Annotated in this window: 26 protein-coding genes and 3 tRNA genes; 14 read left to right on the forward strand and 15 right to left on the reverse strand. The window is 64.8% G+C overall.

All coding sequences use genetic code 11. From position 1 onward, the window contains the following. The first annotated feature begins 158 nt into the window (after positions 1-158). From rpsA to BFL28_RS05355, 3 genes are all read left to right on the forward strand, one after another. Complete coding sequence (gene rpsA / locus BFL28_RS05345; RefSeq protein ID WP_069319584.1) at positions 159-1,874, forward strand: 30S ribosomal protein S1; 1,716 nt, start codon at positions 159-161, stop codon at positions 1,872-1,874. A 195-nt stretch (positions 1,875-2,069) separates the two neighbouring features. Next, positions 2,070-2,351 (forward strand): integration host factor subunit beta, encoded by a 282-nt coding sequence (locus tag BFL28_RS05350; RefSeq protein WP_069319585.1) that lies wholly within the window; start codon positions 2,070-2,072, stop codon positions 2,349-2,351. A gap of 70 nt (positions 2,352-2,421) precedes the next feature. Next, positions 2,422-2,498 (forward strand) — tRNA-Pro (locus BFL28_RS05355). Positions 2,499-2,532: 34 nt separating this feature from the next. On the opposite strand, the gene BFL28_RS05360 is transcribed toward BFL28_RS05355, so the two are convergent. The 5 genes from BFL28_RS05360 to BFL28_RS05380 form a co-directional block, all read right to left on the reverse strand. Continuing rightward, entirely contained in the window at positions 2,533-3,369 is an 837-nt protein-coding gene (locus BFL28_RS05360) for a uroporphyrinogen-III synthase (protein WP_277620991.1), read from the reverse strand. Between the two features lie 322 nt (positions 3,370-3,691). Then, positions 3,692-3,775 (reverse strand) — tRNA-Leu (locus BFL28_RS05365). Between the two features lie 24 nt (positions 3,776-3,799). Further along, positions 3,800-3,876: transfer RNA gene (locus tag BFL28_RS05370), tRNA-Ile, on the reverse strand. 51 nt (positions 3,877-3,927) lie between these two features. Beyond that, positions 3,928-4,959, reverse strand: a complete 1,032-nt coding sequence (locus BFL28_RS05375; RefSeq protein ID WP_241527225.1) for a polysaccharide deacetylase family protein — start codon at positions 4,957-4,959, stop codon at positions 3,928-3,930. A 10-nt stretch (positions 4,960-4,969) separates the two neighbouring features. Next, a complete protein-coding gene (locus BFL28_RS05380; protein ID WP_241527226.1) occupies positions 4,970-6,784 on the reverse strand; it encodes a sensor histidine kinase in 1,815 nt (604 codons plus the stop codon). A 271-nt stretch (positions 6,785-7,055) separates the two neighbouring features. Between BFL28_RS05380 and BFL28_RS05385 the strand changes: the two genes are divergently transcribed. Next, positions 7,056-7,520 (forward strand): Lrp/AsnC family transcriptional regulator, encoded by a 465-nt coding sequence (locus BFL28_RS05385; RefSeq protein WP_069319587.1) that lies wholly within the window; start codon positions 7,056-7,058, stop codon positions 7,518-7,520. Positions 7,521-7,586: 66 nt separating this feature from the next. Here the strand turns inward: BFL28_RS05385 and BFL28_RS05390 are convergent, their stop codons facing one another. Beyond that, on the reverse strand, positions 7,587-8,846 hold the full coding sequence (locus BFL28_RS05390) for a tetratricopeptide repeat protein (RefSeq protein ID WP_069319588.1): 1,260 nt from the start codon (positions 8,844-8,846) through the stop codon (positions 7,587-7,589). A gap of 249 nt (positions 8,847-9,095) precedes the next feature. Between BFL28_RS05390 and gyrA the strand changes: the two genes are divergently transcribed. Both gyrA and BFL28_RS05400 read left to right on the forward strand, forming a co-directional pair. Beyond that, on the forward strand, positions 9,096-11,861 hold the full coding sequence (gyrA, locus tag BFL28_RS05395; RefSeq protein WP_069319589.1) for a DNA gyrase subunit A: 2,766 nt from the start codon (positions 9,096-9,098) through the stop codon (positions 11,859-11,861). A 106-nt stretch (positions 11,862-11,967) separates the two neighbouring features. Continuing rightward, entirely contained in the window at positions 11,968-12,312 is a 345-nt protein-coding gene (locus tag BFL28_RS05400) for a DUF952 domain-containing protein (RefSeq protein WP_069319590.1), read from the forward strand. Here the strand turns inward: BFL28_RS05400 and BFL28_RS20695 are convergent. The 3 genes from BFL28_RS20695 to BFL28_RS05410 form a co-directional block, all read right to left on the reverse strand. Further along, positions 12,255-12,617 (reverse strand): DUF6665 family protein, encoded by a 363-nt coding sequence (locus BFL28_RS20695; RefSeq protein WP_079246952.1) that lies wholly within the window; start codon positions 12,615-12,617, stop codon positions 12,255-12,257. The genes BFL28_RS05400 and BFL28_RS20695 overlap by 58 nt on opposite strands. Beyond that, positions 12,614-13,063 (reverse strand): DUF488 domain-containing protein, encoded by a 450-nt coding sequence (locus tag BFL28_RS05405; protein WP_069319591.1) that lies wholly within the window; start codon positions 13,061-13,063, stop codon positions 12,614-12,616. Before BFL28_RS05405 ends, BFL28_RS20695 begins: the two co-directional genes overlap by 4 nt. A gap of 158 nt (positions 13,064-13,221) precedes the next feature. After that, positions 13,222-13,860, reverse strand: a complete 639-nt coding sequence (locus BFL28_RS05410) for a lysoplasmalogenase family protein (protein WP_069319811.1) — start codon at positions 13,858-13,860, stop codon at positions 13,222-13,224. 40 nt (positions 13,861-13,900) lie between these two features. Here BFL28_RS05410 and trmFO point away from each other — a divergent pair, with 40 nt between their 5' ends. Beyond that, positions 13,901-15,268: a methylenetetrahydrofolate--tRNA-(uracil(54)-C(5))-methyltransferase (FADH(2)-oxidizing) TrmFO gene (trmFO, locus tag BFL28_RS05415; RefSeq protein WP_069319592.1), complete on the forward strand. Its 1,368-nt coding sequence runs from the start codon at positions 13,901-13,903 to the stop codon at positions 15,266-15,268. On the opposite strand, the gene BFL28_RS05420 is transcribed toward trmFO, so the two are convergent. After that, positions 15,269-15,766, reverse strand: a complete 498-nt coding sequence (locus tag BFL28_RS05420; protein ID WP_069319593.1) for an EF-hand domain-containing protein — start codon at positions 15,764-15,766, stop codon at positions 15,269-15,271. Between the two features lie 55 nt (positions 15,767-15,821). After that, positions 15,822-16,475, reverse strand: a complete 654-nt coding sequence (locus tag BFL28_RS05425) for a hypothetical protein (RefSeq protein WP_069319594.1) — start codon at positions 16,473-16,475, stop codon at positions 15,822-15,824. Between the two features lie 104 nt (positions 16,476-16,579). Here BFL28_RS05425 and BFL28_RS05430 point away from each other — a divergent pair, with 104 nt between their 5' ends. Genes BFL28_RS05430 through BFL28_RS05440 form a run of 3 tightly spaced genes read left to right on the forward strand, consistent with a single transcriptional unit; the run spans position 16,580 to position 19,889 of the window. After that, positions 16,580-18,592, forward strand: a complete 2,013-nt coding sequence (locus BFL28_RS05430) for a Tad domain-containing protein (RefSeq protein WP_069319812.1) — start codon at positions 16,580-16,582, stop codon at positions 18,590-18,592. Then, complete coding sequence (locus BFL28_RS05435; protein ID WP_069319595.1) at positions 18,592-19,218, forward strand: TadE/TadG family type IV pilus assembly protein; 627 nt, start codon at positions 18,592-18,594, stop codon at positions 19,216-19,218. Before BFL28_RS05430 ends, BFL28_RS05435 begins: the two co-directional genes overlap by 1 nt. Beyond that, the gene (locus BFL28_RS05440; RefSeq protein WP_079246954.1) at positions 19,215-19,889 is read left to right on the forward strand and encodes a TadE/TadG family type IV pilus assembly protein; all 675 of its coding nucleotides are present in this window, start codon (positions 19,215-19,217) and stop codon (positions 19,887-19,889) included. Before BFL28_RS05435 ends, BFL28_RS05440 begins: the two co-directional genes overlap by 4 nt. Before the next feature lie 66 nt (positions 19,890-19,955). Here the strand turns inward: BFL28_RS05440 and BFL28_RS05445 are convergent, their stop codons facing one another. The 4 genes from BFL28_RS05445 to eno form a co-directional block, all read right to left on the reverse strand. Next, a complete protein-coding gene (locus BFL28_RS05445; protein ID WP_069319597.1) occupies positions 19,956-21,368 on the reverse strand; it encodes a pyruvate dehydrogenase complex E1 component subunit beta in 1,413 nt (470 codons plus the stop codon). A 1-nt stretch (position 21,369) separates the two neighbouring features. Next, positions 21,370-22,377, reverse strand: a complete 1,008-nt coding sequence (pdhA, locus tag BFL28_RS05450; RefSeq protein ID WP_119184553.1) for a pyruvate dehydrogenase (acetyl-transferring) E1 component subunit alpha — start codon at positions 22,375-22,377, stop codon at positions 21,370-21,372. A 144-nt stretch (positions 22,378-22,521) separates the two neighbouring features. After that, entirely contained in the window at positions 22,522-22,833 is a 312-nt protein-coding gene (locus BFL28_RS05455; protein WP_069319598.1) for an FtsB family cell division protein, read from the reverse strand. 89 nt (positions 22,834-22,922) lie between these two features. After that, positions 22,923-24,197 carry a phosphopyruvate hydratase gene (gene eno / locus BFL28_RS05460; protein ID WP_069319599.1) on the reverse strand — a complete coding sequence of 425 codons (1,275 nt, stop codon included), beginning with the start codon at positions 24,195-24,197 and terminating at the stop codon, positions 22,923-22,925. Between the two features lie 143 nt (positions 24,198-24,340). On the opposite strand from eno, the gene BFL28_RS05465 reads away from it, so the two are divergent. From BFL28_RS05465 to BFL28_RS05480, 4 genes are read left to right on the forward strand one after another with little or no spacing between them, the layout of a single operon-like run. Then, the gene (locus BFL28_RS05465) at positions 24,341-24,856 is read left to right on the forward strand and encodes a hypothetical protein (protein ID WP_069319600.1); all 516 of its coding nucleotides are present in this window, start codon (positions 24,341-24,343) and stop codon (positions 24,854-24,856) included. A 17-nt stretch (positions 24,857-24,873) separates the two neighbouring features. Beyond that, on the forward strand, positions 24,874-25,221 hold the full coding sequence (locus tag BFL28_RS05470; RefSeq protein ID WP_069319601.1) for a phage holin family protein: 348 nt from the start codon (positions 24,874-24,876) through the stop codon (positions 25,219-25,221). Then, positions 25,218-25,541, forward strand: coding sequence for a DUF3618 domain-containing protein (locus BFL28_RS05475; protein ID WP_069319602.1), 324 nt, complete (start codon positions 25,218-25,220; stop codon positions 25,539-25,541). The genes BFL28_RS05470 and BFL28_RS05475 overlap by 4 nt, the downstream gene beginning before the upstream one ends. After that, positions 25,538-25,888: a hypothetical protein gene (locus BFL28_RS05480; protein ID WP_079246955.1), complete on the forward strand. Its 351-nt coding sequence runs from the start codon at positions 25,538-25,540 to the stop codon at positions 25,886-25,888. Before BFL28_RS05475 ends, BFL28_RS05480 begins: the two co-directional genes overlap by 4 nt. Positions 25,889-25,953 lie beyond the last annotated feature (65 nt).

The following is a 25,953-nucleotide window of genomic DNA, read 5'->3' on the forward strand; positions in this document are numbered from 1 at the left end:
GCGCGCCATTTTCGCTTTGCACCAAAGCGTCAGCCTGCCGATTGCGCCCGTCCGGTGGATGTCGTGGCCGGCATTCGGCCGCCATGACATTTCGGCCAACAAGACCGCTGGATCCAACCAGCCGGCCGGAAAAATTATAGTCAGGATTGATCCTCTTTATGGCCACTATGGCAAACCCCACGCGCGACGATTTCGCCGCGCTGCTCGACCAGACCCTAGGTCAGGCGGACGGCTTTGAAGGCCGCGTCGTCATCGGCACCGTCACCGCGATCGAGAATGATCTCGCGGTCATCGACGTGGGCCTCAAGTCGGAAGGCCGCGTGCCCCTCCGCGAATTTGCAGCGCCCGGGCAGAAGGCGGACCTCAAGGTCGGCGATGAAGTCGAAGTCTATGTCGACCGCGTCGAGAACGCCAATGGCGAAGCGATGCTCAGCCGCGACCGCGCTCGCCGCGAAGCCGCCTGGGACAAGCTCGAACTCGAATTCAGCCAGGGCAACCGCGTCGAGGGCGTGATCTTCGGCCGCGTCAAGGGCGGCTTCACCGTCGACCTGTCGGGCGCCGTGGCGTTCCTGCCGGGTTCGCAGGTGGATATCCGTCCTGTCCGCGACGTCCAGCCGCTGATGGACCTGCCGCAGCCCTTCCAGATCCTCAAGATGGATCGCAAGCGCGGCAATATCGTCGTTTCGCGCCGCGCCGTTCTCGAAGAGAACCGTGCCGAGCAGCGTTCGGGCCTGATCCAGTCGCTGGCCGAGGGCCAGGTGATCGACGGCGTCGTCAAGAACATCACCGATTACGGTGCGTTCGTTGACCTGGGCGGCATCGACGGCCTGCTGCACGTCACCGATCTCAGCTACAAGCGCGTCAACCACCCGTCGGAAATGCTGAACATCGGCGACACGGTGAAGGTGCAGATCATCCGCATCAACCGCGACACGCAGCGCATCAGCCTCGGCATGAAGCAGCTGGAAAGCGATCCGTGGGATGGCGCCGCTTCGAAGTATCCGGTCGGTGCCAAGCTGTCGGGCCGCGTCACGAACATCACCGAATATGGTGCGTTCGTCGAGCTGGAGCCGGGCATCGAAGGCCTGGTGCACGTTTCGGAAATGTCGTGGACCAAGAAGAACGTCCACCCCGGCAAGATCGTCTCGACCAGCCAGGAAGTCGATGTCGTGGTACTCGAGGTCGATGGCGACAAGCGTCGCATCAGCCTTGGCCTCAAGCAGGCTCAGCAGAATCCGTGGGAAGCCTTCGCGGCTGCGCACCCGGTCGGCACCGAAGTCGAGGGCGAAGTCAAGAACGCTACCGAATTCGGCCTGTTCATCGGTCTGGACGGCGACGTCGACGGCATGGTCCACATGTCCGACATCGCATGGGGCATTTCGGGCGAGGACGCGCTCAACCTGCATCGCAAGGGTGAGACCGTTAAGGCCGTCGTGCTCGCGATCGAGCCGGACAAGGAGCGCATCTCGCTCGGCATGAAGCAGCTCGAGCGTGGCGGCGTCGCCACCGGTGCGGCTGCGAGCGGCGCTGGTGCGCGCGTCAACAAGAACGAAGTCGTTACCGTCACGGTGCTCGAAGTCCGCGACGCGGGCCTTGAGGTTCAGGTCGGCGACGATGGTGCGACCGGCTTCATCAAGCGCACCGACCTTGGTCGTGACCGCGACGAGCAGCGCCCCGAGCGCTTCCAGGTCGGACAGAAGTTCGATGCGATGGTCACCGGCCTCGATCGTTCGAAGAAGCCGACCTTCTCGGTCAAGGCGATGCAGATCGCCGAAGAGAAGCAGGCCGTGGCACAGTATGGCTCGTCCGATTCGGGCGCGTCGCTGGGCGACATTCTGGGCGAGGCGCTGAAGGCTCGGGAAGAAAAGAAGTAATGGTTCGCGGGGTGGATGGCTGGCCATCCACCCCGCAGAATTTCTACCTTTTCCGGCGTTAGGCTCAAAACCGTGGTAAACGCCGCAAGATTTGATTGATGCAGGTCAGGATTCCGTCCAGAACCAGCCCTGCTAGGTGGCTGCGAGGGCAACGCGGCCGACGCCCGGCGCATGCCGGCTTTTTGGGGACGCGGGATGATCCGTTCGGAACTCGTGACGACATTGGCCGGTGAAAATCCGGATCTTTCGGTTGCCGAGATCGAGTCGATCGTGGACACCTTCTTCAACGAGATCACAAGCCGGCTGGTCGCCAACGGTCGGGTCGAATTGCGCGGCTTCGGTGCTTTTTCGACGCGGGCGCGCGACGCCCGTACCGGCCGGAACCCGCGTACCGGCGAGGCCGTCGACGTCGAGGCGAAGCGCGTGCCCTACTTCAAACCCGGCAAGGAAATGCGGACACGCCTCAACGTCAGTTGAGGTTTCCACCGCGAACGGCTCGCCGGGGCTTGTGCCCGGCCCATTAACAGCTTAACCGCGCGGCTCGCGTCGGGGAGTGGCGCAGTCTGGTAGCGCGCCTGCTTTGGGAGCAGGATGTCGCAGGTTCGAATCCTGTCTCCCCGACCAACTTTCCATCACAGAACCCGATTGCTGAATCGCCTCAAGAGGCGGGTCGATACGGATCATCGTCTGGCGGCAGCCAGCTGAACGGGCCATTGTCGTTTTGCGCCCCACCGGCCGCCGCGCGCTGCAGCGTGGTCGCCAACAAACCGGTGTTGTGTCGCTGACCGATCGTATCCCTCGACCGCCCCGGCACCAGTCGTTCGATCATCTCCAGCAGCGATGCTTCCGACGGATGTTGCGCGGCAAGAACATCGACGCCCGGCAGGCCGTAGCAACAATGCCGCGTTTGCTGGGAAATGCACCACAACGAGCCGCGCCACTGCGCCTGCCGCAGGATCGGCACCACCCGCTCCGCACTGGTGCGCGAATGTAGCACGATCGATCCGATCCGCTCGAGCGCGCCCACCACGTGCGCAAGGTTGCGGTCGGGCATCGGCACGGGCTTGTACACCGCTTGCCGGACCACGTCATAGCCGCGGTCCGTCAGCTGATCGCCCAGCCAGTTCGAGCTGCGCTGACCACAGAGCAGCAGGATGCGTGCGCCGGGGCCGATAACATGGCCGATCAACTCGACCAGCGCCGCCTCGGCCCCTGCGATGTGGGTGACCGTGGAATGTCCCACCGCCAGCGCAGCTTGCGCGATCGCGTGCGACGTAGCCAGGATCGGCGTAGCCGTGAGGCGCCGGTGCCAGGCGAAATGACGCACCGCATGGATGCTGGTAAAGACCACCGCGTCGCAATCATGCGGTGGTGGCGGCTGATGGACAGGGGCGGTCGTTATGACCGGGACCATCAGCGGTCGTTGTCCTAGTGCGCGAAGCTCGCGGGCGGTGCGCAGGTTATCGGGCGCAGACCGCGTGATCCAGACCGACACGGCTCACCCCTCCCGCACGGCGGGCCGCCGAGCAGCGTTGACCTTGAGGTACGCCGGGACCTTTGTCCGGCTTTGGATGGTGTTGAAAATCATGGAATCGCCCGTCACATTGCGCCGCGAACCAGTCGCGAAGCTATCGCTGGAATGTGACCCCGGACCCGGCGCGGCGAGTGCCGCCCGAACCCGGGCTACCGGCGCGCGGCGAGTTGTCCGCCGTGCGCGCGGAACCGTTGGAAGGGCAATGCCGCATGCATGGATTGGAACCTGCGCTTCCCCGTCTCGCAAGTCAACGCCGGGCGGCAACCTGCTTGCGCTGCGCCGGTACGGGCGGGGGGACTCGAACCCCCACGAGCCTAAGGCCCTACGGATTTTAAGTCCGTTGCGTCTACCATTCCGCCACGCCCGCAGACCCTGACGGATCGCGCGCCGCTGGTGGGCCCGGCAGGACTTGAACCCGCAACCTAGCCGTTATGAGCGGCCAGCTCTAACCAATTGAGCTACAGGCCCCCAGCGGTGCAACGCGATTAGGGGCGATCCTTGCGCCCGGCAAGCGCCGTCTCAGCCCGCCGCGTCAAGCGCGGCCAGGATATCGTCATGCGAAGCCGTCGCCACATTGAGCTGCGCCAGCAGCGCAAATGCCCGCACCCACCACTCGCGAAACGCGCGCAATTCGCCAGCGTCGCGAACATAGGGGGTGTAACCCGGCGCTGCCGATGGCGAGTGATAGCTGAACATCAGCAGCCGCACCCCTTCCCCAACGGCGACGCGGATCGCCTCCAGCGCATCCCCGATCGGCATGTCCTCAGGCGTCAGCGCCACCTTCGTCATCAGGCCTAAACGCGAAGTGACGCCGCGCCCCTTCGGCAGGCGGCCGAGCGCGCGGTACAGCCCCGCCCCGCCCTTCCCCAGTGCGCCAGTGTAGACGGTCGTCAACGGAAGCTCGACCAGGTCACCCATCCCGGTTCGGAATGCGTGATTGCCGATGCGTGAAAAATCCGGCCCGCCCTCCTGCGTGTAGTCGTAGCCCGAGCGCATCGAACTATCGACCCGATAGCCCTCGGCCGCCAGCAGCTCCAACGAGTTCGGGCCGATGCCGTAACGCCCGGTGCGCATCATCACCGGACGGCGGCCGAACGCTTGCGTGATCGCTTCGGTCAGCGCCGTCAGCTTCGCCGCCTCCAGATCGCGCGGCAGGTTGCCGACGAAACTGTTGAACGGCGTGACTGGCTCGTCATGCGGCGGATTGACCCAGGGGTGAAGCTGCGACCCGATCGCCGACCGTCCGTCCGCCAGGATCGACGTCAGCACGTCGACGGACATCGCGCAGGTCGCGATCGGATGATCGATCATGTACGCGGGCCCGACGCCATGGTCGGCAAACAGCGCATGCATCTGCGGCAATGCCCGCATCGCCTCAGTCGAGCGGTTTTCACGAGCCAGCGGCTTGGTCCAGTCGAACTCCTCCTCGGTATCGACAAAGACCGTGAAGCGCGTACCGAAACCTTCGGGCCAGGACAGCAGCGCGCCGGGCTCGGGTATGGCGGGCCGGGAGCCGCCCGGCGTCAGGCGAGGATGGGGCGCTGCATTCACCCTGCGGGGACTAGCGCATCACCTCCAAAGACTTGGTTACCGTCGCGGGCAACTGAAGCGTCAGCGCCTCTGGCTCGATCACCAGCGCGCCCGACAGTTCGCGCGCCAGGTTGCGCAGCAGCCGCAGCGCAAAGCCGGTCCCCAGCAACGCGGCATCGTCATGTTCATCATCGATCGCGAAAAGTGCATCGTCCGAATAGGCGAGCAACGCCTGCGGCCGCGTCACCCCAAGCAACACCAGCCCCTCGCCCGCCCGCATGTCGACCTCGATCCGCTCACCCTGTCCCGCCGCCGACAGCAGGGTTGCGAGCAACCGGGAGAGCAGCCGCTCGACCGCACGCGCATCCACTGCCGCCACCGCGTCGCCATCCATCAGCACGATCGATGCCCCGCGCATTTCAGCCAGCGTCGCCAGATCATCGGCGATTCGCACCAGCACCGGCCGCAGTGCCACGTCGGCTGCCTTGAGTTGCAGCGCCGACGCCTCGATCCGGGCAGCGATGTCGAGGTCTTCGATCGCTGCCAGCAACGCGCGCGCATGGTCGCGGATTACGCCCGCGCGCTCACGATAGACTGGCGCCACGTCACCCAGCATCTGCCGCTCGATCATCTCGGCAAAGCCCGCAATGGCATTTGCGGGCGTGCGCAGCTCGTGCATCAACTGGCGTAGCGAGTCAGCCGATGCCGCCGGCGCCGGCACGCGCGCGGCATCGTCTTCAGCGCGCGGACGGCGCGCCGTCCCGCGATAGCCGGCGAAGCGTCCGGTGACTGGATCAAAGGCCGGCGTGCCGGAAATGCGCCAGTCGCCCGCCGCATCGCTCGCGCCCGCCACCACCAGGCGCCCGTCGCTGAACGTCGTGCGCTGGCGAAACGCGCCCGCAACCGCATTATCGACCGCGGTGCCCGCAATCGTCCCGCTCATCTCGAGCGAAAGACCGATCAACGGTGCGCGCGAGACCCCGTCGATCCATCGCACCACGCCATGTGCGTCGGTTTCGAACCGGAAGGCGTCGGCGCGCACCGGCTGAACGGGCGCTGCGCTGCGGCCTTGCTGACGGGTGTAGAACGCGTCGATCCGCGCCACGACGTCGGCGATCTCGAAGCGTCCGTCATTCTCGTCCGCCGGCCCGGCCGCAGGAGCTGGAGAAGCCGATGGCTCAGTCGATTTCGACGATCGATCAGCCGGCACATCGGTGCCCCGCTTAAGTGCAGCCGCGACCACCGGAATGGTCAGCGCCGCTGCGCTGAACGATACGAAGGTCGATGTGGCCGAAGCGGCGTCGGGCTGTGCGAGCGGCGCGCCCGGAGCAAGTTCAGCCGCGTTCGGGGCCGGCTCGGTCGCGATCGGACCCTGCACCACCGCATCGTCGGCGCTCGGCCCGGCCAGTGGTCGGGCATGCACCACCGCCGCCCAATCCACCGCTTGAAGTTCGTCGCTCGTCGGCATCGCCGTATCGGCAATCGCCTGGTGCGGTGCCGCCTCGCCTACCGCGCCAGTGATCGCGAAATCCGCGGCAAAGCTCTCGAGCGCTTGGGCGACGCCGTTCGGCAAGTCGCGACGCCCTCGCAAGACGGCGCGGCCCGCAGGCGAAAGGCGCGGCAGCAATTCGACCCATTCGCCCAGCGTGAGAGCCGCGCTGGCCAGGACCGGCGACGCGACCGCCGTGTCGTCGCTCGCGCACAATTCGACCAGCGCAAACGGAGGGTTCGCCAGTGCCAAGGCCCGTGCTGAAGCGGCACGTACCGCCTGCGGCACATCCGCACGGATCGTGTTCAGCAGAACCAGCGCTCGCTCGTCGGCCGGTACGCGACGACGTCCGATCAAATCGATCAGCTGCCGCCAAGCCGACGCCTTTCCAAACGGCGTGGAAATGTCTGATGCCAGCACTGTCTGAAGAGTATCGTCGAACCGCACTGACCTGTCGCTTCCCACCGCCGAGCCCACGCGCGGTAAGAAAACCTTAACTGGAGAAACCGGGCTGCGTCACCCCGCAATTTCGGCACGTCGCATAGTGGGACAATTGCGCTTGCGTGTAATTTTATTATCTTTATCGAAGCTGCAAAGATTGATTCCTGTGGATAACTTGGGTGCGCGAATGGCTTTTGACGAGATCGACCGGCAGATCATGGCGCATCTTCAGGACGACGGACGGATGACCAACGTCGAACTCGCCGAGCGCGTCGGGCTGACCGCCCCGCCCTGCCTGCGCCGCGTCCGAACGCTGGAGGAAAAAGGTGCGATACGCGGCTATCACGCCGACCTCGACCCCGCCTGGCTCGGCTACTCGATTACGGTGTTCGCGATGGTCAGCCTCAAGAGCCAGGCCGAAGCCGACCTCGAAGCGTTCGAGGCGCATGTCGCCGAAATCCCGGAAATCCGGGAATGCTACATGCTCAATGGCGATATCGACTTCATCCTCAAGATCGTGGCGCGTGACCTCAGCAGCTTCCAGCAATTTCTGACCACGCGACTGACGACGGCGCCCAATGTCGAGCATGTTCGCACATCGCTGACGATCCGTTCGTCCAAGTCGCTGCCCGGCGTACCGGTCGAAACATGAAACAAGCTTGGGCCTGAATCGAAAAGGGGCGACCGCGGCCGCCCCTTCCCAAATCAGAGCTGGCGATCAGGCCTGCTGATCGACCCACGCCGTCCAGAAGCGCGCGAGTTCGGCACGAGGGCCGCTGGTGACCGAAGCGAATGCGGCCTTGGCCTCCGCCTTCTGCCCCGATCGCGCCAGCGCGATGCCCAGGCGGGTATTGACCAGCGCCGTATCGACGCCGCCCTTCTGCAGCGCGAGGCGATACAGTTCCACCGCCTTGGCGTTGTTGCCGCTCGCCAGATAGGCATCGGCGGTCGACATCGCCACCGCGCCGTTGGCGGCGCCTGCCGCGCGCTTCTCCTCGGCGGTCAGCGACACTTCTGCCTTCTGACGTGCGATCGCCTGCGTATAGAGCGGATCGAGGCGCGGGTTCGGCTTGCTGATCTTGCCTGTGGCGCGACCCTCGTCGAACAGCGACACGACTTCCCACGGCAGGCCGCGGCGCTGCGCCGCATCGGCATATTCATAGTAATCGCTCTCGCCAGCCAGGCCCTTGGCGGCCCGGATCAGGCGAAGCACGTCGAGCCGCAGGTCGGCATCCATCGTCGCCCCCTTCGCGCTGGCCTGCTCCATGTACACCATCAGCGACGAACGCCATGCCTCAGGGCTGGGATAGGCGGCAACCTGACGCGCCAGCCACTGTGCGGCATTCGCCTTGTCGCCGGCGGTATAGAATTTCGACACGACGACCTTGTACCAGGCCTCCGGCGCCTTGCGCCCGGCGGCTTCTTCGGCCTTGATCGCGGTATCGATCGCCGCCGCGCCGGCCGCGACCTGGCCGCCGTCCAGCTGCGCCTGGGCAATCCGCAGGTTCAGGTTCGTGCCCTGCGGCTGGAAGCCGAGATCGCGCGCCTTGGTGAAGAACTGCGCGGCGGCCGGGAACTGCTTGGCCTGATACGCGAAGTCACCGCGGAAATAGTTGAACTTGCCCAGTTCGGCCTGCGGCGTCTTGGGGTTGGCGAGCAGCACGTCCAGTGCGCGGATCGCGCTCGGATTGTCGTTGCTGCCGGCAGCGGCGGCCAGGCGGAACGAAGCCGCATAATATTTCTCGTCGTCATTCTGCGACACGGCGTCGAGCGCATCGATGCGCGCCTTCACGCCGGCCCAATCCTTCGCCTCGACCAGCTTCTGCACTTCGGCTGCGGACTTGCGCCATGCGTCGCTGACCTTGAGGCCGCCAGCTTCTTCCTTCTTCTTCTGCGCCAGCGCGGGCGATCCGGCCACGAACGCCGGCACACCCATCAACAGCACCGCGGCCAACGCAGCTTTCGAAACAGACTTCATCCAGGACTCTCCTTACGCAGCAAGCGTAGCAACAAGGGGCGACTGCCGCTCTAATATCCCACTCGCCCCGGTCAAGGCGAAGCGCACGGCTCGCCTCTCGCACCGTGACGCTGAACGCATTTTGAACACGGATGATCCACAGCATTCCTCGCGCGTGTACGCGCGCATGCGCGGGCGCGGGGTTGGCAGGTGGTGAGCGGCCCGCTAGAGCGGTCGCGAACCTGAAACAATCCTCGAAAGCGCTGAAACTTGACCGACGAGACTGTCCTCGCCGACCACTCGGACATAACGCCCATCTCGATCGTCGACGAGATGAAGACCAGCTATCTCGATTACGCGATGAGCGTCATCGTGGCGCGCGCCCTGCCCGACGTCCGCGACGGCCTGAAACCGGTCCACCGCCGCATCCTCTATGCCGCGCAAGAGGGCGGCTACCTGCCTGGCCGCGCCTATCGCAAGTCCGCCCGCCTCGTCGGTGACGTGATGGGTAAATATCACCCGCACGGCGACAGCTCGATCTACGACGCGATGGCGCGCATGGCGCAGGACTGGGCGATGCGCGTGCCGTTGATCGACGGCCAGGGCAATTTCGGCTCGATGGACCCTGATCCGCCCGCCGCGATGCGCTACACCGAAGCACGGCTCGCCAAGGTAGCGATGTCGCTGCTCGACGACATCGACAAGGATACCGTCGATTTCCAGGACAATTACGACGGCTCCGAAAGCGAACCGACGGTCCTCCCCGCCCGTTATCCCAACCTTCTGGTCAACGGCGCCGGCGGCATCGCCGTCGGCATGGCGACCAACATCCCGCCGCACAATCTGGGTGAGGTGATCGACGCCTGCCTGGCGTACATGGAAAACGGCGCGGTCACCGCCGAAGAATTGATGGAGATCGTGCCGGGGCCGGACTTTCCCACCGGTGCGCTGATCCTCGGCCGCTCGGGCTGCCGCAGCGCCTACACCTCGGGCCGCGGCTCGATCATCGTGCGTTCGCGTCACGCCTTCGAACAACGCGGCGACCGCCGCTCGATCGTGCTCACCGAAATTCCGTACCAGCAGGGCAAGAACGCGCTGGTCGAGAAGATCGCCGAGGCCGCGAAGGAAAAGCGGGTCGACGGTGTGAGCGACATTCGCGACGAATCCAGCCGCGAAGGCGTGCGCATCGTCATCGACCTGAAACGCGATGCGACGCCGGAAGTCGTGCTCAACCAGATCTGGCGCAACACGCCGGCGCAGTCGAGCTTTCCGGCCAACATGCTGGCGATCCGCGGCGGCCGGCCCGAACTGCTCAATCTGCGCGACATCATCGAAGCGTTCGTCCGCTTCCGCGAACAGGTCATCACGCGCCGTTCGAAATTCGAACTGGCCAAGGCGCGTGACCGTGCGCACATCTTGCTCGGTCTCGTCATCGCGGTCACCAACCTGGACGAAGTGGTCCGGATCATCCGCGGCTCGTCCAGCCCCGTCGAGGCGCGCGAGAAGCTGCTCATGCGTGAATGGCCGATCGCCGAGATCGCGTCCTATATCCGCCTGGTCGAAGCGGTCGAAACCGAAATCACCGGGGACGTTTACCGCCTGTCCGACATCCAGGTCCGGGCGATCCTCGACCTGCGCCTCCACCGCCTCACCGCGCTGGGCCGCGACGAGATCGGCGACGAACTCAAGCAACTTGCCGACTCGATCGCCGAGCTGCTCGAGATCCTGGCCAACCGCGCGAAGCTTTACGAAGTGATGCGCGAGGAGTTCGTCGCCGTCCGTGATCAGTATGCGACCCCGCGCCGCACCGAAATCGCCGCCGCCGCCGACGGGATCGAGGACGAAGACCTGATCGAGCGCGAGGACATGGTCGTCACCGTGACCATGCAGGGCTATATCAAGCGTACGCCGCTCGACGCCTTCCGCGCCCAGGCGCGCGGCGGCAAGGGCCGCGCCGGCATGGCGACAAAGGACGAGGATGTCGTCACCGAGCTGTTCGTGACCTCCACTCACACCCCGGTGCTGTTCTTCTCCACGCTCGGCCGCGTCTATCGCATGAAGGTGTGGAAGCTGCCCGAAGGCGGCATCAACACCCGTGGCCGTCCGATGATCAACCTCCTGCCGCTGGCGGCGGGTGAGACGATCTCGACCGTGCTCCCGCTACCGGAAGACGAGAATGAGTGGGGTAATCTCCACGTCATGTTCGCCACGGCGAAGGGCAATGTGCGCCGCAACAGCATGGACGCCTTCACCAACGTGCCCTCGAACGGCAAGATCGCCATGAAGTTCGAAGGCGAGGATGAAGACGATCGCCTGATCGGCGTCGCCCTGCTCAACGAGGGTGACGACGTCCTGCTCGCCACGCGACAGGGCCGCGCGATCCGCTTCGCCGGTGACGAGGTGCGCGAATTCCAGAGCCGCAACTCCACCGGCGTGCGTGGCATGCGGCTGGCTTCGGGCGACGAGGTCATCTCGCTCTCCGTGCTACACCGCGTCGGTGTTGCCGACCAGGACGAGCGCGAGGACTATCTGCGCCACGCACCGTGGAAGGCGGAGGATACCGAAGGCACGCGTCAGCCGCGCCGCATGGATCAGCCCCGCTTCGAAGAACTCCGTGCCAAGGAGCAGTTCATCCTGACGGTCTGCGCCAATGGCTATGGCAAGCTTTCCTCGGCCTATGAGTATCGCCGCACCGGTCGCGGCGGTCAGGGCATCACCAATATCGACAATATCGCGCGCAACGGACCTGTGGTCGCGAGCTTCCCGGCAACGAAGGTTCAGCAGCTGATGCTTGTGACCGACCAGGCGAAGCTCATTCGCCTGCCGCTCGACAGCCTGCGCATCATCAGTCGCGGATCGGCCGGAGTGCGCCTGTTCAACGTCGCTCAGGACGAGCACGTCGTTTCGGCCGCCCGTATCGAGGAGACAGAGGAGGATGCCGAGATCAATCTGGCCGATGGCGATAGCGCGGTCGAGCCCGTTCCGGACGCCATGCCGGGCGACGATCTCGCCGCTGGACCAGAGGACGGCGAGTAGGTCGAACTTGCACAGAGCGAACTCCCGGTCTTTGCGCCGGGAGGCCGCTTGCCAGCGATCCAATCGGTCGCCGATGCGTTGAGCGAGGTGAACCAGGAGTGACGCGATGCATCCCACCACCGCTTACAAAGTCCTTACCGCAGAGCAGATGGCCGCCCTCGAGGCCAACACGTTCAAGGGCGCGCCGGTCGATCTTGCGGACGGCTATATTCACCTGTCCACTGCCGACCAGTTGACCGAAACGGTCGACAAGCATTTCGCCGGCCAGACCGACCTTTATGTCGCGGCCGTCGATCTCGCGACGCATGGCAAGGCAATCCGCTGGAAAGAATCGCGCGGCGGCGCCGAATTCCCGCACCTTTATGGTCGGCTAACGCTGGAGACGGTGGTAGCCTATAGCCCACTGGAGCGGGAGGACGATGGCAGCGTCAGGCTTCCGGTGACGGGATAGGCCGCTCCGATACGCTCTCGCACTTCGCCCGGCACGCCGAAATCCTCGATGGGCGCACCCAGGCCGTGGATACCCGCCGCTTCGCGCTGGATCAGATAGGCGTGTGCCGCCTCGGCCGCTGCCTGCAACAGCGCTGCGCGGTCTTTGCCCTCCCCCGCACGCAGCCGGGCCAACGCGGCCTCCAGCGACTTTCCCGCGCGACCCAGCGTTGCCGCTTTTTCAGACAATATTTCGCGCTGAACTTCCTGATACACGTCTCCCGAACGCGACTTGCTCGACAGGATGCGGGGCGGCCGGATGCTCATGCTGGCGATAGGGCATCGGCGAACAGGTCCTCCACCGTTACGCCTTCCCCTTCCGCCGCGATCAGCAGCGTGCGATGGCACATGCCCGGCTCGCGCTCGAAACACAGCAATGCGCTGGGCCTTTCGGCGATCAGGTCGCGCATCCTTGCCGCCGCCGCCTGCGCCTCGGGCAGTTCGAGTTGCCCGGCATAGACGGCTTCAAGGGTCGCACGATCCCCCTTCTTCGCCGCATCCCGTCCCGGCTTGGGCGTGCCCAGCGCTTTTAGATGCACATAGCCGATCCCGCGCTCGGTCAGTGCCGCCGCCAGGGATGACTTCGAGAATCCAGGCCTGCGCGACAGTGGCAGCTGGCGGACGTCGATCACTTGCTCGACACCGGCACGCACGAGTGCTGAAAGGAACGAGTCCATTGTCGCTCCTTCATACCCGATCGTGAACACCTTCATCGTTTCAATCACCAATGACCCGATCAATTTTCGCAAGTTACTGTAACAACCACTGCCCGATGGTGCCGACTATCCGATACGAAGGCATTCATCCCAGCGTGGGGCGAGATGGAAACGCATTGCAACGTCAACCGCTCCACTTGCGCGCTCGTCATGCGCTACGGCACCCGCTTGTCCGACGACGCCAGGGTCTGAACCACACCCCATGCAATCAGCGCCTGTCCTGCGAAATACAGCGGCCAGATCAGCAAGGCCGGCAGCGGCGAACCCGCCAGCGGCCCCACCTCCGCAAAAATCAGCAAATCGGATGCCACGAACAGCATCGCGCCGACCCCGACGCGATAACGCGGGAAGCGGCTGGTCCACGCGGATGCCGCCATGCCGCCCAGCAGCAGGGCATAGACGCAGACACCCAGATCGCCGCCGGTCAAGATCGCCGAGATCAACGTGACCAGCGGCACCAGCGCCCAGCTCAGCAGCCGCTGGCTCCTGCTGGGTGCCGCGCGCCGGTTACGCAGATACAGCGACATCGCGACGACATGGCCTGCCGCGAACGCCGTGCCGCCAAGCACGAAGCCATGCGTCTGCAACAACAAGTCGCCGATCGCACCCAATGCCAGCGCAGCAGCGATCAGTGCGCCGTCGCGGTCCCGCGCCGACTTCGCTGCCCATGCCGCCAGCAGCGCGACGCCGACGGTCTTCCACGCCGCCTGCCCCGTGTCGGGCGTCACGATGCCCCAGCCGACAAGCGAGTAGCTCGCGCCCGCCAGGACCGCGCACCAGAACAGCCACCGCATCGCCTTCCCCTCGCACGCCGCTTCGCCTAACCGATGCCGCATGAGTGATTACCAAGTCCATATCATCGGCGGCGGACTCGCCGGATCGGAGGCCGCATGGCAACTCGCCAATGCCGGCGTGCGCGTGAAGCTGTCCGAAATGCGCGGGGCCGAATTAAAGGACGGGGGCGACATGACCCCGGCTCACCATACGGACGGCCTTGCTGAACTCGTCTGCTCCAACAGCTTCCGGTCCGACGACGCCAACAGCAATGCGGTGGGCCTGCTCCATCAGGAAATGCGCGCGCTCGGCTCGATCATCATGGCCCAGGGGGATGCGCACAAGGTGCCGGCCGGGTCGGCGCTGGCGGTGGACCGCGAACATTTTTCTGCCGGTGTCACCGCCGCGCTCGCCGCTCACCCCAACATCGCCATCGTGCGCGAGCGCGTCGACCAGTTGCCGGCCGAAGGACTCACCATCGTCGCCACCGGGCCGCTCACCGCGCCCGCTCTTGCGGACAGCATCGGCAACGCCACGGGCAAGGACAGCCTTGCCTTTTTCGATGCCATTGCGCCCATCGTCCATCGCGACAGCATCGACATGGAAAAGGCCTGGCTGCAATCGCGCTGGAACAAGGTTGGACCGGGCGGAGACGGCAAGGACTATATCAACTGCCCGCTCACCAAGGATCAGTATCTCGCCTTCCACCAGGGCCTGCTCGACAGCGAGAAGACCGAGTTCAAGGAATGGGAGAACGTCCCCTATTTCGAGGGTTGCATGCCGATCGAGGTGATGGCGGCGCGCGGCGTCGACACGCTGCGCTATGGCCCAATGAAGGGCGTCGGCCTGGATGACCCGCGCACCGCGACGCCGGGTTTCCCGAACGGCCGCTGGCCCTATGCTTGCGTCCAGCTGCGGCAGGACAATGCCAGCGGCACGCTGTGGAACATGGTCGGGTTCCAGACCAAGCTCAAACATGCCGAGCAGGTGCGCCTGTTCCGCACCATCCCCGGCCTGGAAAACGCCGAATTTGCGCGGCTCGGCGGCCTGCATCGCAATACGTTCATCCGCTCACCCGAACTGCTCGACCCCACACTGCGGTTGAAAGCGCGCCCGCATATCCGCTTCGCAGGCCAGGTGACGGGGTGCGAAGGCTATGTCGAGAGTGCCGCCATCGGCCTGTTGGCGGGGCGGTTCGCAGCGGCAGAAATCCTGGGGCATGAGCTGACACCGCCACCGGTCGAAACTGCACTCGGCGCACTGCTCGGCCACATCACTGTGGGTGCCGACGCAGAAACCTATCAGCCGATGAACATCAATTTCGGCCTCATGCCACCAATCGAGGGGCGAACGAAAAAGGCGGATCGGAAGCTTATGTACACGACCCGCGCCCGCGCCGCGCTTCAGCCGTGGCTTCAAACGCTGTAGTCAATCCGCAGCCTCGGCCAGCGCCTTTGCCACCGCCTCACGGCAGTCGCACTTCGGCGCGGCTTTGGATTTGCGCTTGGGCGCCGTGGTGGCGAATTCGGTCCGGGTCAGCATGCCCGAATGGTCGGCGTCGGCATTGGTAAAGCGCTTGATACCGCTCACCGCCCATTCTTCGAACGACAGCTTGCCGTCACCGTTCCGGTCAAGCTTGGCAAAGGCCTTGCGTCGCGGCTCGAGCAGTTCGGCCAGCGTTATCGTGTCGCTCCGATCCTTGTCGTAGCGGTCGAACCGCTTCTGCTCGCGCGTTCGGTCGCTCGCACGGGGAACCGTGGGGAGCGCGGGCAGCGGCTCCGCTTCCACGGCCGGGCCGTCAACGGGGAGGCGCTTCGCCTCGGGCGGAGGCGGCAGCGGCTCGGACGTCGCGCGACTCTGGAACAGGAACACACCGGCCGCCGCCATCAGCAATGCGGCAATACCGCCTACCAGATACCGCCACATCGCCCGCCTCCTCTGTCGCGTTCAGGCTAACGCGTCCCGCGGCCAGAGCAAGCCGTCACCGCCCGGTCATGCGATGCCACAAGGCGCGCGCAACCCGGCGCGGCGCGCCCCGCGGAACACCGGCCAGATCCAGCCGGGCAAGGTGAGCCATCGCGCCCAGCGCACGGCCATTCCGGCTCCAGTGCCGACCCAGCGTGGCCTGCAAGGCTTTATCTGCGGCACTGCGCACCCGCGCCGCTTCATCCGCGTCGCTGATCTTGAGCGCCAGATCGGCAAGCGCCCATCCTTCACCGGCCAGGCGCACCGGATCGTCTGCGGCGGCCCTGGCGACCTGCCCCGCAGCAGCGAACAGCGCAGCCCCGCGCACAGCGAACCGCGCGACTGCCGCCTCGTCCAGCTCATCGTTCAGCAGCTCGCCCCATGCGTCCGCCACCACCGCCAGGTCACCGCCGCGCACGCCTTGCGCGATCACATCGTCGGCAAGCGCCTGGAGCACGGGTTCGGCCGGAGAGGCCGAGACGTCGAGACCGGCAATGGCTTCCTGCCACCATTTCAGACGTATCTGCCCCAGCATCGGCTCGCTGGTGGTCCGCACCGTGTCCGCCAGTCGGTCGTCAAGCGCTAGCATGGCGGCGAGCGCCCGCGACGAGACAGCATCCGGCGCGTAGGTCAACACCAGCGCTCGCTCGGGATCGTCACCCCCCATCATGCCCCCGCACAACCAATGGTAAGCGCCGCCTTAACCATCCGCCTTCAATCCACGTTAGCGGCAGGCACCGCATGTTCGGCCCGTGTACCGAAAAGTTGGACGGCATGAGTAAGCGTGAATCGACATGGGCAGCAGCCGGGTGGCTTGCCCGGCTGGGCAGCGACGTGCGCGCGAATACCGCCGCAATCGTTGCGATCTCGCTTATTCCCTTGGCGGGAATGGTCGGCGGCGGCGTGGACATCAGCCGCATGTACATCGTCAAGACGCGGCTGCAACATGCCTGCGACGCCGGCGCGCTCGCCGGCCGCAAGCAGATGGGCGGCGGCATCTGGTCCTACAACAATTACGAAGCGCGCGCAGCCGCCGAAAAGTTCTTCGACGCGAACATCCAGCAGAGCCCATACGGCGCGAGCGACGTTACGAAGAGCTTCACGGAAAACGCCGGAAAGGTCAGCGGCGTCGCCTCCGCGACCTTGCCGATGACGATCATGCGCATCTTCGGGCGCTCGAACGAGACGCTCAGCGTGACCTGCGACGCTGAAATGCGGCTGCCGAACACTGACGTCATGTTCGTGCTCGACACGACCGGTTCGATGGACGGCAAGGCGGTAAGTACCGACCCGGATACCAAGATCCAGGCGCTGCGCACGGCAGTCAAATGTTTCTACGAGATCGTCGCACGGCTCGACACGTCGGCTACCTGCACCGGCGGCGCGCCGAGCGGCGGGACTGGCGATCAGGTGCAGATCCGCTTCGGTTTCGTGCCTTATGCCACCAACGTAAATGTCGGTCGCCTCCTGCCGACCAGCTATTTCCCCGACGCCTGGGACTATCAGACGCGCAGGGCACGCTGGAATGTCAGCAGCGGCAGCACGACCACCTTTGGCCCGACAGTGTCCACGCCGGGGCCGACCGGCTCGGGCAACAGCGAGTGGAGTTCGCCTACTCAGGTGAGCCAGCATCTGTTCGCCTGCCCTTCGTTGACGAACCAGAACGATGTGCCAGGCAACTTCGTGATCGACACGACCCCCACAATCGCGAACGGCATTCGCACGTGGGAGACGCGCACCTACACTCGCGTCAACATCATGCAGAGCTGCACGGGCAATGTCCTCGTCCGTAACCTCATGTCCCAGATTCAGGGCACCGGCACCTACACCACGGTGGTGTATACACAGACAGTCACGACGGCCCAAAACCGCACCTTCGCGGGCTGGGACTATGACAAATGGTCGATCAATATCTCCGGGCTTAAGAACGGCACGGAGTGGCGCGACAGTTTTGTCGTGCCCGAGATGGCCGACAACGGTGCCGACCTGACCGTTGCCTGGAATGGCTGCATCGAGGAACGGCAAACCGTCAGCGGTACGAACTTCAACCCGATTCCCGCGGGTGCCAAGGATCTCGACATCGATTCAGTGCCTGTGCCGGGTGACGTCTCCACGATGTGGAAGCCGGCGCTGGCGCCGATCATATATCATCGTCGCACCGGCACCGGGAACACCTACACGCTCAATCGCGTGACCGTCGGCACCGCCCCCAGTTTCACCATTCCCCGGGCCGATGCGACTTGCCCTTCGGCCGGGCGCAAGCTGCAAAGCTGGCCATCGGCAAGCGCCTTTGACGATTATGTCGACGGACTGATCACCGGCGGCAACACCTATCACGACATTGGCCTGCTGTGGGGCGCGCGCCTCATGTCGCCAACGGGCATCTTCAGGGCGGAGAACCAGTTCACGCCCAAGGGCGCGGAGATCGAGCGTCACCTCATCTTCATGACCGACGGCGACACCCAGACCAGCACGGCCAACTATGCCGCCTATGGCCAGCCCTGGTACGATCGCCGCAACATATCTTCGGTCGGGGCCAGCCCGGGCGATGTCGGCATGAATGACGAGGTGAATGCCCGCTTCACGGCGCTGTGTACCGCGATCAAGAACAAGAACATTACGCTGTGGGTTATCTCGTTCGGCAGCGGATCGAACACCACGACCGAAACGCGGCTGCAGAATTGTGCAAGTTCGGGTCGCTATTTCGTGGCGCGGGACTCCGCCACGCTGCAATCCACCTTCCGCTCGATTGCGGACCAGATATCGCAATTGAGGCTGACCCGTTGATGGGGCGGCATCGCGACCAGCGTCCCCGCTTGCCGGGGTTGGCCGGCGATCGAGCCGGCGTTACTGTTGTCGAGTTCGCGCTCGTCGCGCCGGTATTGTGCCTGGTCCTGCTCGGGGCATTCGACATCTCGCACACGCTATATGCCCGTGCCGCGCTGCAGGGCATCGTTCAGAAAACGGCGCGCGATTCGTCGCTGGAAAGCGGCGCCGACACGGCAGAGCAGACCGCGCTCGACAACAAGGTGAAGGATCAAGTCCGCGCGCTGGCTAACAATGCCACGATCGACATCACGCGTCGTTTCTACCGGACCTTCAGCGAAGCCGCCGCGGCCAAGGCCGAAGTGTTCACGGACACCAACGGCAACGGCAGGTGCGATGCCGGTGAGCCGTACGAGGATGCCAACGGCAACAGCAACTGGGACAAGGACGGCGGAAGCGCTGGCCAGGGCGGCGCAAAGGATGCCACGCTTTACACCGTCACCATGACCTACCCGCGCTTTTTCCCGATTTACAAGCTGGTCGGCGGATCGGACACGACGAAGCTCACCGCCTCGACCGTGCTGCGTAACCAGCCTTACAGCGATCAGGGCAGCTATGGCGCCATTCAGGTGCGCAATTGCCCGTGAACCGCCGCATCTTCAACCTGTCACGTCGTCTTTGGAAGGATCGCAGCGGTGTTGCCCTGCTCGAGTTCGGCATGACGCTGCCGATCCTGTTGTTGCTCAGCCTGACCGGGGCGGAATTGACCAACTATGTCATCACGCGAATGCGCGTCAGCCAGATCGCGCTCCATCTGGCCGACAACGCCGCGCGCATCGGGTCGGGCAGCCAGTTGCAGGCCAAGCAGATTACCGAGGCCGATATCAATGACCTGCTGACCGGCGCCGGGCTGCAGGCCGGCGAACTCGATCTTTACCGCAATGGTCGGGTTATCATCTCGAGCATCGAACCCTCGATCGTCAATCCGGCCAATTCGCGAATTCGCTGGCAACGGTGCCGGGGCAGCAAGACGACGCGCGCATCGACGTATCCAACTGCGGCGCAGCGCGCCGCCGGGGCGACCAACGACAATCTTCCTGGCATGGGTCCCGATGGCCGCCAGGTCACGGCTCCGCCCTATGGCGTCACCATGTTCGTCGAAGTATATTATGAATATCAGCCGCTGGTGAAGACATCCCTGTCGCCCACCCGCGACATGACCGAGATCGCGTCGATGATGGTCCGCGATCGTCGCGACACTGTGGGCGGCGCCAATGGCGTGTATCAGGTAAGCGGCGTAACGCCCTCCACCTGCTGACCGCCCCCCGCCAACACAGGGGCGATCAAACAGGCAAATCGCTCTGGTTAAGGGTGACGCCCCGCCTTAGCGGTACGTCACCTTCTTCACCGCTGCCACGACCTTGTCGGCAGTGATCAGCGCCAGTTTTTCCAGGTTCGCGGCATAGGGCAGCGGGACGTCCTCGTTCGTGACGCGCACGACCGGCGCGTCGAGATCGTCGAAGCCCTCTTCCATCGCGATCGTCACGATCTCCGACGCGATCGAGCAGGCCGGCCAACCTTCCTCGACCACCACCATGCGGTTGGTCTTCTTCAGGCTCTCAAGCACCGTTTCCTTGTCGAGCGGGCGCAGCGTGCGCAGGTCGATGACCTCTGCCTCGACGCCCTCGCCAGCCAGCGTCTCGGCCGCTTCCAGCGCGACGCCGACGCCGATCGAATAGGATACGATCGTCACGTCCTTGCCCTCGCGAACGATGCGCGCCTTTCCGATCGGCAGCACCCAGTCGTCAAGCTTGGGCACTTCGAAGGTGCGGCCGTACATCAGCTCGTTCTCGAGGAACACGACTGGATCTTCCGACCGGATCGCGGCCTTCAGCAGTCCCTTGGCATCGGCTGCGTCATAGGGCGCGATCACAATCAGGCCCGGCACGCTTGCATACCAGGGGCCATAATTCTGTGAGTGCTGCGCACCCACGCGGCTCGCCGCGCCGTTCGGGCCGCGGAACACGATCGGGCAGCGCATCTGGCCGCCGGACATATAGTTGGTCTTGGCTGCCGAGTTGATGATGTGGTCGATCGCCTGCATGGCGAAGTTGAACGTCATGAACTCGATGATCGGGCGAAGGCCGCCCATCGCCGCGCCGGTGCCGACGCCGGCAAAGCCGTACTCGGTGATCGGCGTGTCGATCACGCGCTTGGCGCCGAACTCGTCCAGCAGGCCCTGCGTCACCTTGTACGCGCCCTGATATTCGGCGACTTCCTCGCCCATCACGAACACGCGTCCGTCGGCGCGCATTTCCTCCGCCATCGCGTCGCGCAGCGCTTCGCGAACGGTGACCTTCACCATCTCGGTACCGGCAGGCACTTCGGGATCGGCGACCGACGCCGCCTTGTCGCTGGCCAGCTGCTTGGTGCCGCTATCGGCCTTTTTGGGGCCGCCATCTTCGCCAGCGTCGGACTCAGCTGCCTTCTGCTCCTGCGCCGGCGCTTCCGCCTTGGGCGCTTGCGCAGCCGCCGGTTCAGCGGAGGCGTCTGCGCCCTCGCCCGCGATCGTCGCGATCACGGTGCCGACCTTCACGCCGTCGGTGCCCTCGGCGACCAAGATCTTCGACAGCGTGCCCTCATCAACCGCCTCGAATTCCATCGTCGCCTTGTCGGTTTCGATCTCGGCCAGGATGTCGCCCGACCGGATCGTGTCGCCTTCCTTGACCAGCCACTTGGCCAGCGTGCCCTCTTCCATCGTGGGCGAGAGCGCCGGCATCTTCAGTTCGATCGCCATCTCAGTACGTTCCTACCAGCACGTCGGTATACAGCTCGGCCGGATCGGGTTCCGGCGTCTGTTCGGCAAAGTCGGCGCTTTCGTTCACCGCCCTGCGGATCTCCTGCTCGATGGGCTTGAGTTGATCCTCGGTGACGCCGAGCTTCTCCAGCTCCTTCTTCACGCCCTCGATCGGGTCGGAATTGTCGCGCATCGCCTGCACTTCGTCACGCGAACGGTACTTCGCCGGATCGGACATCGAATGGCCACGATAGCGATAGGTCTTCATCTCGAGGATGATCGGCCCCTTGCCAGCGCGAACCCAAGCCAGCGCTTCCTCGGCCGCGCCGCGGCAGGCGAGCACGTCCATGCCATCGACCTGAATGCCCGGGATACGGAAGCTTTCGCCGCGCTTGTACAGCTGGTCCTCAGCCGACGAGCGGTTGACGCTGGTGCCCATTGCATACTGGTTGTTCTCGATCACATAGATGATCGGCAGCTTCCACAGCTCGGCCATATTGAAGCTTTCGTACACCTGGCCCTGGTTGGCGGCGCCATCGCCGAAATAGGCCATGGCGACGCCGCCGTCCTCATTGTACTTGTGCGCGAAGGCGAGGCCGGTGCCGAGCGAGACCTGCGCGCCGACGATGCCGTGGCCGCCATAGAACTTCTTCTCGGTCGAGAACATGTGCATCGACCCGCCCTTGCCGCGCGAGATGCCGGCAGCGCGGCCGGTTAGCTCGGCCATGATCTCCTTGGGATCGATGCCATAGGCAAGCATGTGGCCATGGTCGCGATAGCCGGTGATCACGCTGTCCTTCTCACCGTCCAGCGCCGACTGCAGCCCGACGGCGACCGCTTCCTGCCCGATATAGAGGTGGCAGAAACCGCCAATGAAGCCGAGCCCATAGAGCTGCCCGGCCTTCTCCTCAAAGCGGCGGATCAGCAGCATCTGCCGATAGAATTCGAGCAGTTGCTCCTTAGACGCTTCGAACCGCTTGGGTTCGTTTGGACGCTCGCGGTTTGTCACCGGCGGTTCAACAGAAAGGCTTTTAGCAGGCGATTTGGCCACGATGTCCTCATCCTGGGGAAAGATGGAACGCGGCCTATAGGCCGGTTGCCCGGACACGGCAATGCTAACGCTGGCGTAAAGCTGGAAAGTCGCGAAGGCCGCTCAGTTCAGCGGGACGATGACCTCATCGGGATGCACGACGTTGAGCTTCTTGCGGGTCAGTTCGTCGACCATGTCGGGGTCCGCCCCCTTCTGATCGAGCAGCGCGACGCGGTTGCGCAGGTCCGCCCGCTGCTTCTCCAACTTGGCGAGTTCGGACTGCTTCGCCGCCTGCTGGCGCTTATAGTCGCCATAGACCAAAATGCCGTTCGGGCCGAGCACCGCCGAATAGGCGAAAAAGCCCATGAAGATGATCGCCACCGCAGGCAGGCCTGCGCGGGTCAGATAGGTCTTCAAAGGGATCGGCCGTGCCATCCCGCTGTTTTGACGCAACGCGACTCGCGGATCAAGCCCGCGCAGACGCGCTGCGTTCAAAAATCAAGCCGATTCGACTGCGGAACGATTCAGCGCAGGATCGAGCGGCCGGCATAGACGGCCGCGTCGCCCAGTTCCTCCTCGATGCGGATCAGCTGGTTGTACTTGGCCAGCCGGTCGGAGCGAGCAAGGCTGCCGGTCTTGATCTGCCCGCAGTTGGTCGCGACGGCGAGGTCGGCGATCGTCGCATCCTCGGTCTCGCCCGACCGGTGCGACATGACGGCCGTGTAAGCCGAGCGCTGCGCCAGGCTGACCGCTACCAGCGTCTCGGTCAACGTTCCGATCTGATTGACCTTGACCAGCAGCGAGTTGGCAAGGCCCTTTTCGATGCCCATCGCAAGGCGCTTGGGGTTGGTGACGAACAGATCGTCGCCGACCAGCTGAACCTTACCGCCCACCTTGTCGGTCAGCGCCTTCCAGCCCTCGAAATCGTCCTCGCTCATGCCGTCTTCGATCGACAGGATCGGATAGGCCGAGCACAGGTCGGCAAGGTAGTCGGCCATCTCGACCGGCGAGAGCGACAGGCCCTCACCCGAAATTTCGTACTTGCCGTTCTTGAAGAACTCGGTCGCGGCGCAGTCCAGCGCCAGCATCACGTCGTCGCCGGGCTTGTAGCCGGCCTTTTCGATGCTGGTCATGATGAAGTCGAGCGCCTCGCGCGTGCTTGCGATGTTCGGGGCGAAACCGCCCTCGTCGCCGACTGAGGTGGCGAGGCCGCGATCGTGCAGGCCCTTCTTCAGCGTGTGGAAGATTTCCGCGCCGCAACGCACCGCTTCGGCGAGGCTTTCCGCCCCCACCGGCATGACCATGAACTCCTGGAAGTCGATCGGATTGTCGGCATGTTCACCACCGTTGATGATGTTCATCATCGGCACCGGCAGGACATGCGAAGAAACCCCGCCGACATAGCGATACAGCGGCAGGCCACGCGCATCGGCCGCAGCCTTGGCCACGGCGAGCGACACGCCCAAGATCGCATTCGCGCCCAGCCGGCCCTTGTTCTCGGTGCCGTCCAGCTCGATCATGGCATAATCGATCTCGGCCTGGTCCTCCGCGTCGAGGCCCGTGATCTCCTCGGCGATCTCGCCGTTCACGCCTTCGATTGCCTCCAGCACCCCCTTGCCGAGATAGACCGATTTGTCCCCGTCGCGTTTTTCCACCGCTTCATGGGCACCGGTAGACGCGCCCGATGGAACCGCGGCTCGACCGAAACTGCCATCTTCCAGCAGCACATCGACCTCTACCGTCGGGTTGCCGCGGCTATCAAGGATCTGGCGTGCATGGATGTCGATGATTGCGGTCACGTAACGGTCTCCCTACCTTGTGCCCCACTGGCGTCGCGCGGGCCTGTATCCGGTTCGTCGCGCCCGGGCAAATCATCGCGGGTGACGGGAACCCTCCCGCGCCGGCATGGTTGAGGGACAAACGGCAGAAAGGTCTGTGAGCGATGGCTGACGAAAACTTCCCGGGGACCTCCCCCGCTACCCCCAGCGTCGACCCGGCGACGGACGCCCTCGTCGTGGCCGAGCCTGCGGCGCAGGACGACGCAAAGCGCAACGCTGGCCAGTTCGCGCGTGAAGAGGCGAGCAAGCTGCTCGGCCAGGCGAGCGACAAGGCGCGCTCGTTCGCGGATACCGGAAAGGATCGCGCGACCGGCGCCCTTGACGAGTTCTCGACCTTGATGCGCGATGCTGCGGCGTCGGTGGATGATAAGCTGGGCGAACAATACGGCGCCTATGCCCGGAGTGCGGCAGATCAGATTTCGGGCTTTGCGGAATCCCTGCGCGGCAAGCAGGTCGACGACCTCCTCGAAGACGCGCGCGGCTTCGTCAAGAAAAGTCCGGCTGTTGCCGTGGGTGTGGCGGCCGGTGTCGGCTTCGTCCTGGCGCGACTGCTCAAATCCGGCCTCGATGCTGCGGGCGACCTTGCCGACAAGGGCGATACCGGCTCGACCAAGGCCTGACCGGAAAGGCGGGGCGAGTGGACGTTCGCGAAGATCAGGACGAGAGCATCGGCGCGCTCGTTACGCGGCTGATTGCCGATGGGCGCGGTTATGCGGCGGCGGAGGCAGGATATTGGCGCGCGCTGGTCGTCGATCGGCTTGCCGATGTCAAAAGCCTGACGATCCTTGGCTGCACGGCGCTGCTGCTCGTCAACGCTGCCGTCATCGCGCTGATCGTCGGCGCGCTGCTATCGCTCGCGACGCTCGTCGGGCCGGGCCTGGCGACGTTGCTGGTCGTGCTGGTGACGCTCGCGATTGCCGGGCTGCTCGGCTGGCTGGCGCTTAGGCATTGGCGGCGCGTAACCAGACCGAGGCAGGAACCATGAACGACGCCCCCACCTCACCCGTCGAAGCCCGGGCGCGCAGCATTGCCGCTCGCGCGCAATTCCTCGCCACGCTGGACGAGGCCAAGCACAAGCTCAGCCCGGCGACATTGGCATCCAACACCGTCGGCAGCGTCAAGGACAATGTCGTGCGCGGAACGGTCGAGACGGTTCGGACGAAGCCGGGCACCGTCGCTGCCGTGGCCGGGGCCGCCATGTTGTTCCTCGCGCGCAAGCCCCTCGCCCGCCTGATCCGCTCAGGATCGGACGAGTCTCAGGATTCATCGAACAAGAAGCGCCACACGGAAGGACCGAGCACATGAGTGAGTCGAACCAGAACCAGACCGGGGCTCAGCAGCAATCGCGCCGCCAGCAGGCGAGCGCGCAGATCCAGGACAATCCGCTGGCACTGGTCGCTGGCGGCGTGGCGCTGGGCGTTGTGCTCGGCGCGCTGATCCCTCGCCCGACCAGGGAGCGTGAGTTGCTCGCACCGGTCGGCAAGCGCATTGCCGAGGGTGCAAGCGCGGCCGCGAGCGCCGCACGCGACGCGGGCAAGGCCGAAATCGACGCCATCCTTCCGCCGCGCGACGCGGCGAAGGAACAGATCGGCAAGATCATCGGCAACGCCCTGACTGCGGCCAAAGACGCAGCGTCAGCCAAGACCGCCTGATCGCGGGGCCGTCCGGACGCGGCCTTGAGCGCGGTGCAGCATCATCCTAAGGCGTGGCGCATAGC

Origin of the sequence: Sphingomonas turrisvirgatae (genome assembly GCF_001721295.1) — a bacterium.
Classification (GTDB): domain Bacteria; phylum Pseudomonadota; class Alphaproteobacteria; order Sphingomonadales; family Sphingomonadaceae; genus Sphingomonas; species Sphingomonas turrisvirgatae.

Coding starts and splice junctions, on each gene's coding strand:
- rpsA (WP_069319584.1), top strand. CDS start 159: ATGGCCACTATGGCAAACCCCACGCGCGACGATTTCGCCGCGCTGCTC.
- BFL28_RS05350 (WP_069319585.1), top strand. CDS start 2,070: ATGATCCGTTCGGAACTCGTGACGACATTGGCCGGTGAAAATCCGGAT.
- BFL28_RS05385 (WP_069319587.1), top strand. CDS start 7,056: ATGGCTTTTGACGAGATCGACCGGCAGATCATGGCGCATCTTCAGGAC.
- BFL28_RS05390 (WP_069319588.1), bottom strand. CDS start 8,846: ATGAAGTCTGTTTCGAAAGCTGCGTTGGCCGCGGTGCTGTTGATGGGT.
- BFL28_RS05400 (WP_069319590.1), top strand. CDS start 11,968: ATGCATCCCACCACCGCTTACAAAGTCCTTACCGCAGAGCAGATGGCC.
- BFL28_RS20695 (WP_079246952.1), bottom strand. CDS start 12,617: ATGAGCATCCGGCCGCCCCGCATCCTGTCGAGCAAGTCGCGTTCGGGA.
- BFL28_RS05405 (WP_069319591.1), bottom strand. CDS start 13,063: ATGAAGGTGTTCACGATCGGGTATGAAGGAGCGACAATGGACTCGTTC.
- BFL28_RS05410 (WP_069319811.1), bottom strand. CDS start 13,860: ATGCGGTGGCTGTTCTGGTGCGCGGTCCTGGCGGGCGCGAGCTACTCG.
- trmFO (WP_069319592.1), top strand. CDS start 13,901: ATGAGTGATTACCAAGTCCATATCATCGGCGGCGGACTCGCCGGATCG.
- BFL28_RS05420 (WP_069319593.1), bottom strand. CDS start 15,766: ATGTGGCGGTATCTGGTAGGCGGTATTGCCGCATTGCTGATGGCGGCG.
- BFL28_RS05425 (WP_069319594.1), bottom strand. CDS start 16,475: ATGATGGGGGGTGACGATCCCGAGCGAGCGCTGGTGTTGACCTACGCG.
- BFL28_RS05430 (WP_069319812.1), top strand. CDS start 16,580: ATGAGTAAGCGTGAATCGACATGGGCAGCAGCCGGGTGGCTTGCCCGG.
- BFL28_RS05435 (WP_069319595.1), top strand. CDS start 18,592: ATGGGGCGGCATCGCGACCAGCGTCCCCGCTTGCCGGGGTTGGCCGGC.
- BFL28_RS05445 (WP_069319597.1), bottom strand. CDS start 21,368: ATGGCGATCGAACTGAAGATGCCGGCGCTCTCGCCCACGATGGAAGAG.
- BFL28_RS05455 (WP_069319598.1), bottom strand. CDS start 22,833: ATGGCACGGCCGATCCCTTTGAAGACCTATCTGACCCGCGCAGGCCTG.
- BFL28_RS05465 (WP_069319600.1), top strand. CDS start 24,341: ATGGCTGACGAAAACTTCCCGGGGACCTCCCCCGCTACCCCCAGCGTC.
- BFL28_RS05475 (WP_069319602.1), top strand. CDS start 25,218: ATGAACGACGCCCCCACCTCACCCGTCGAAGCCCGGGCGCGCAGCATT.
- BFL28_RS05480 (WP_079246955.1), top strand. CDS start 25,538: ATGAGTGAGTCGAACCAGAACCAGACCGGGGCTCAGCAGCAATCGCGC.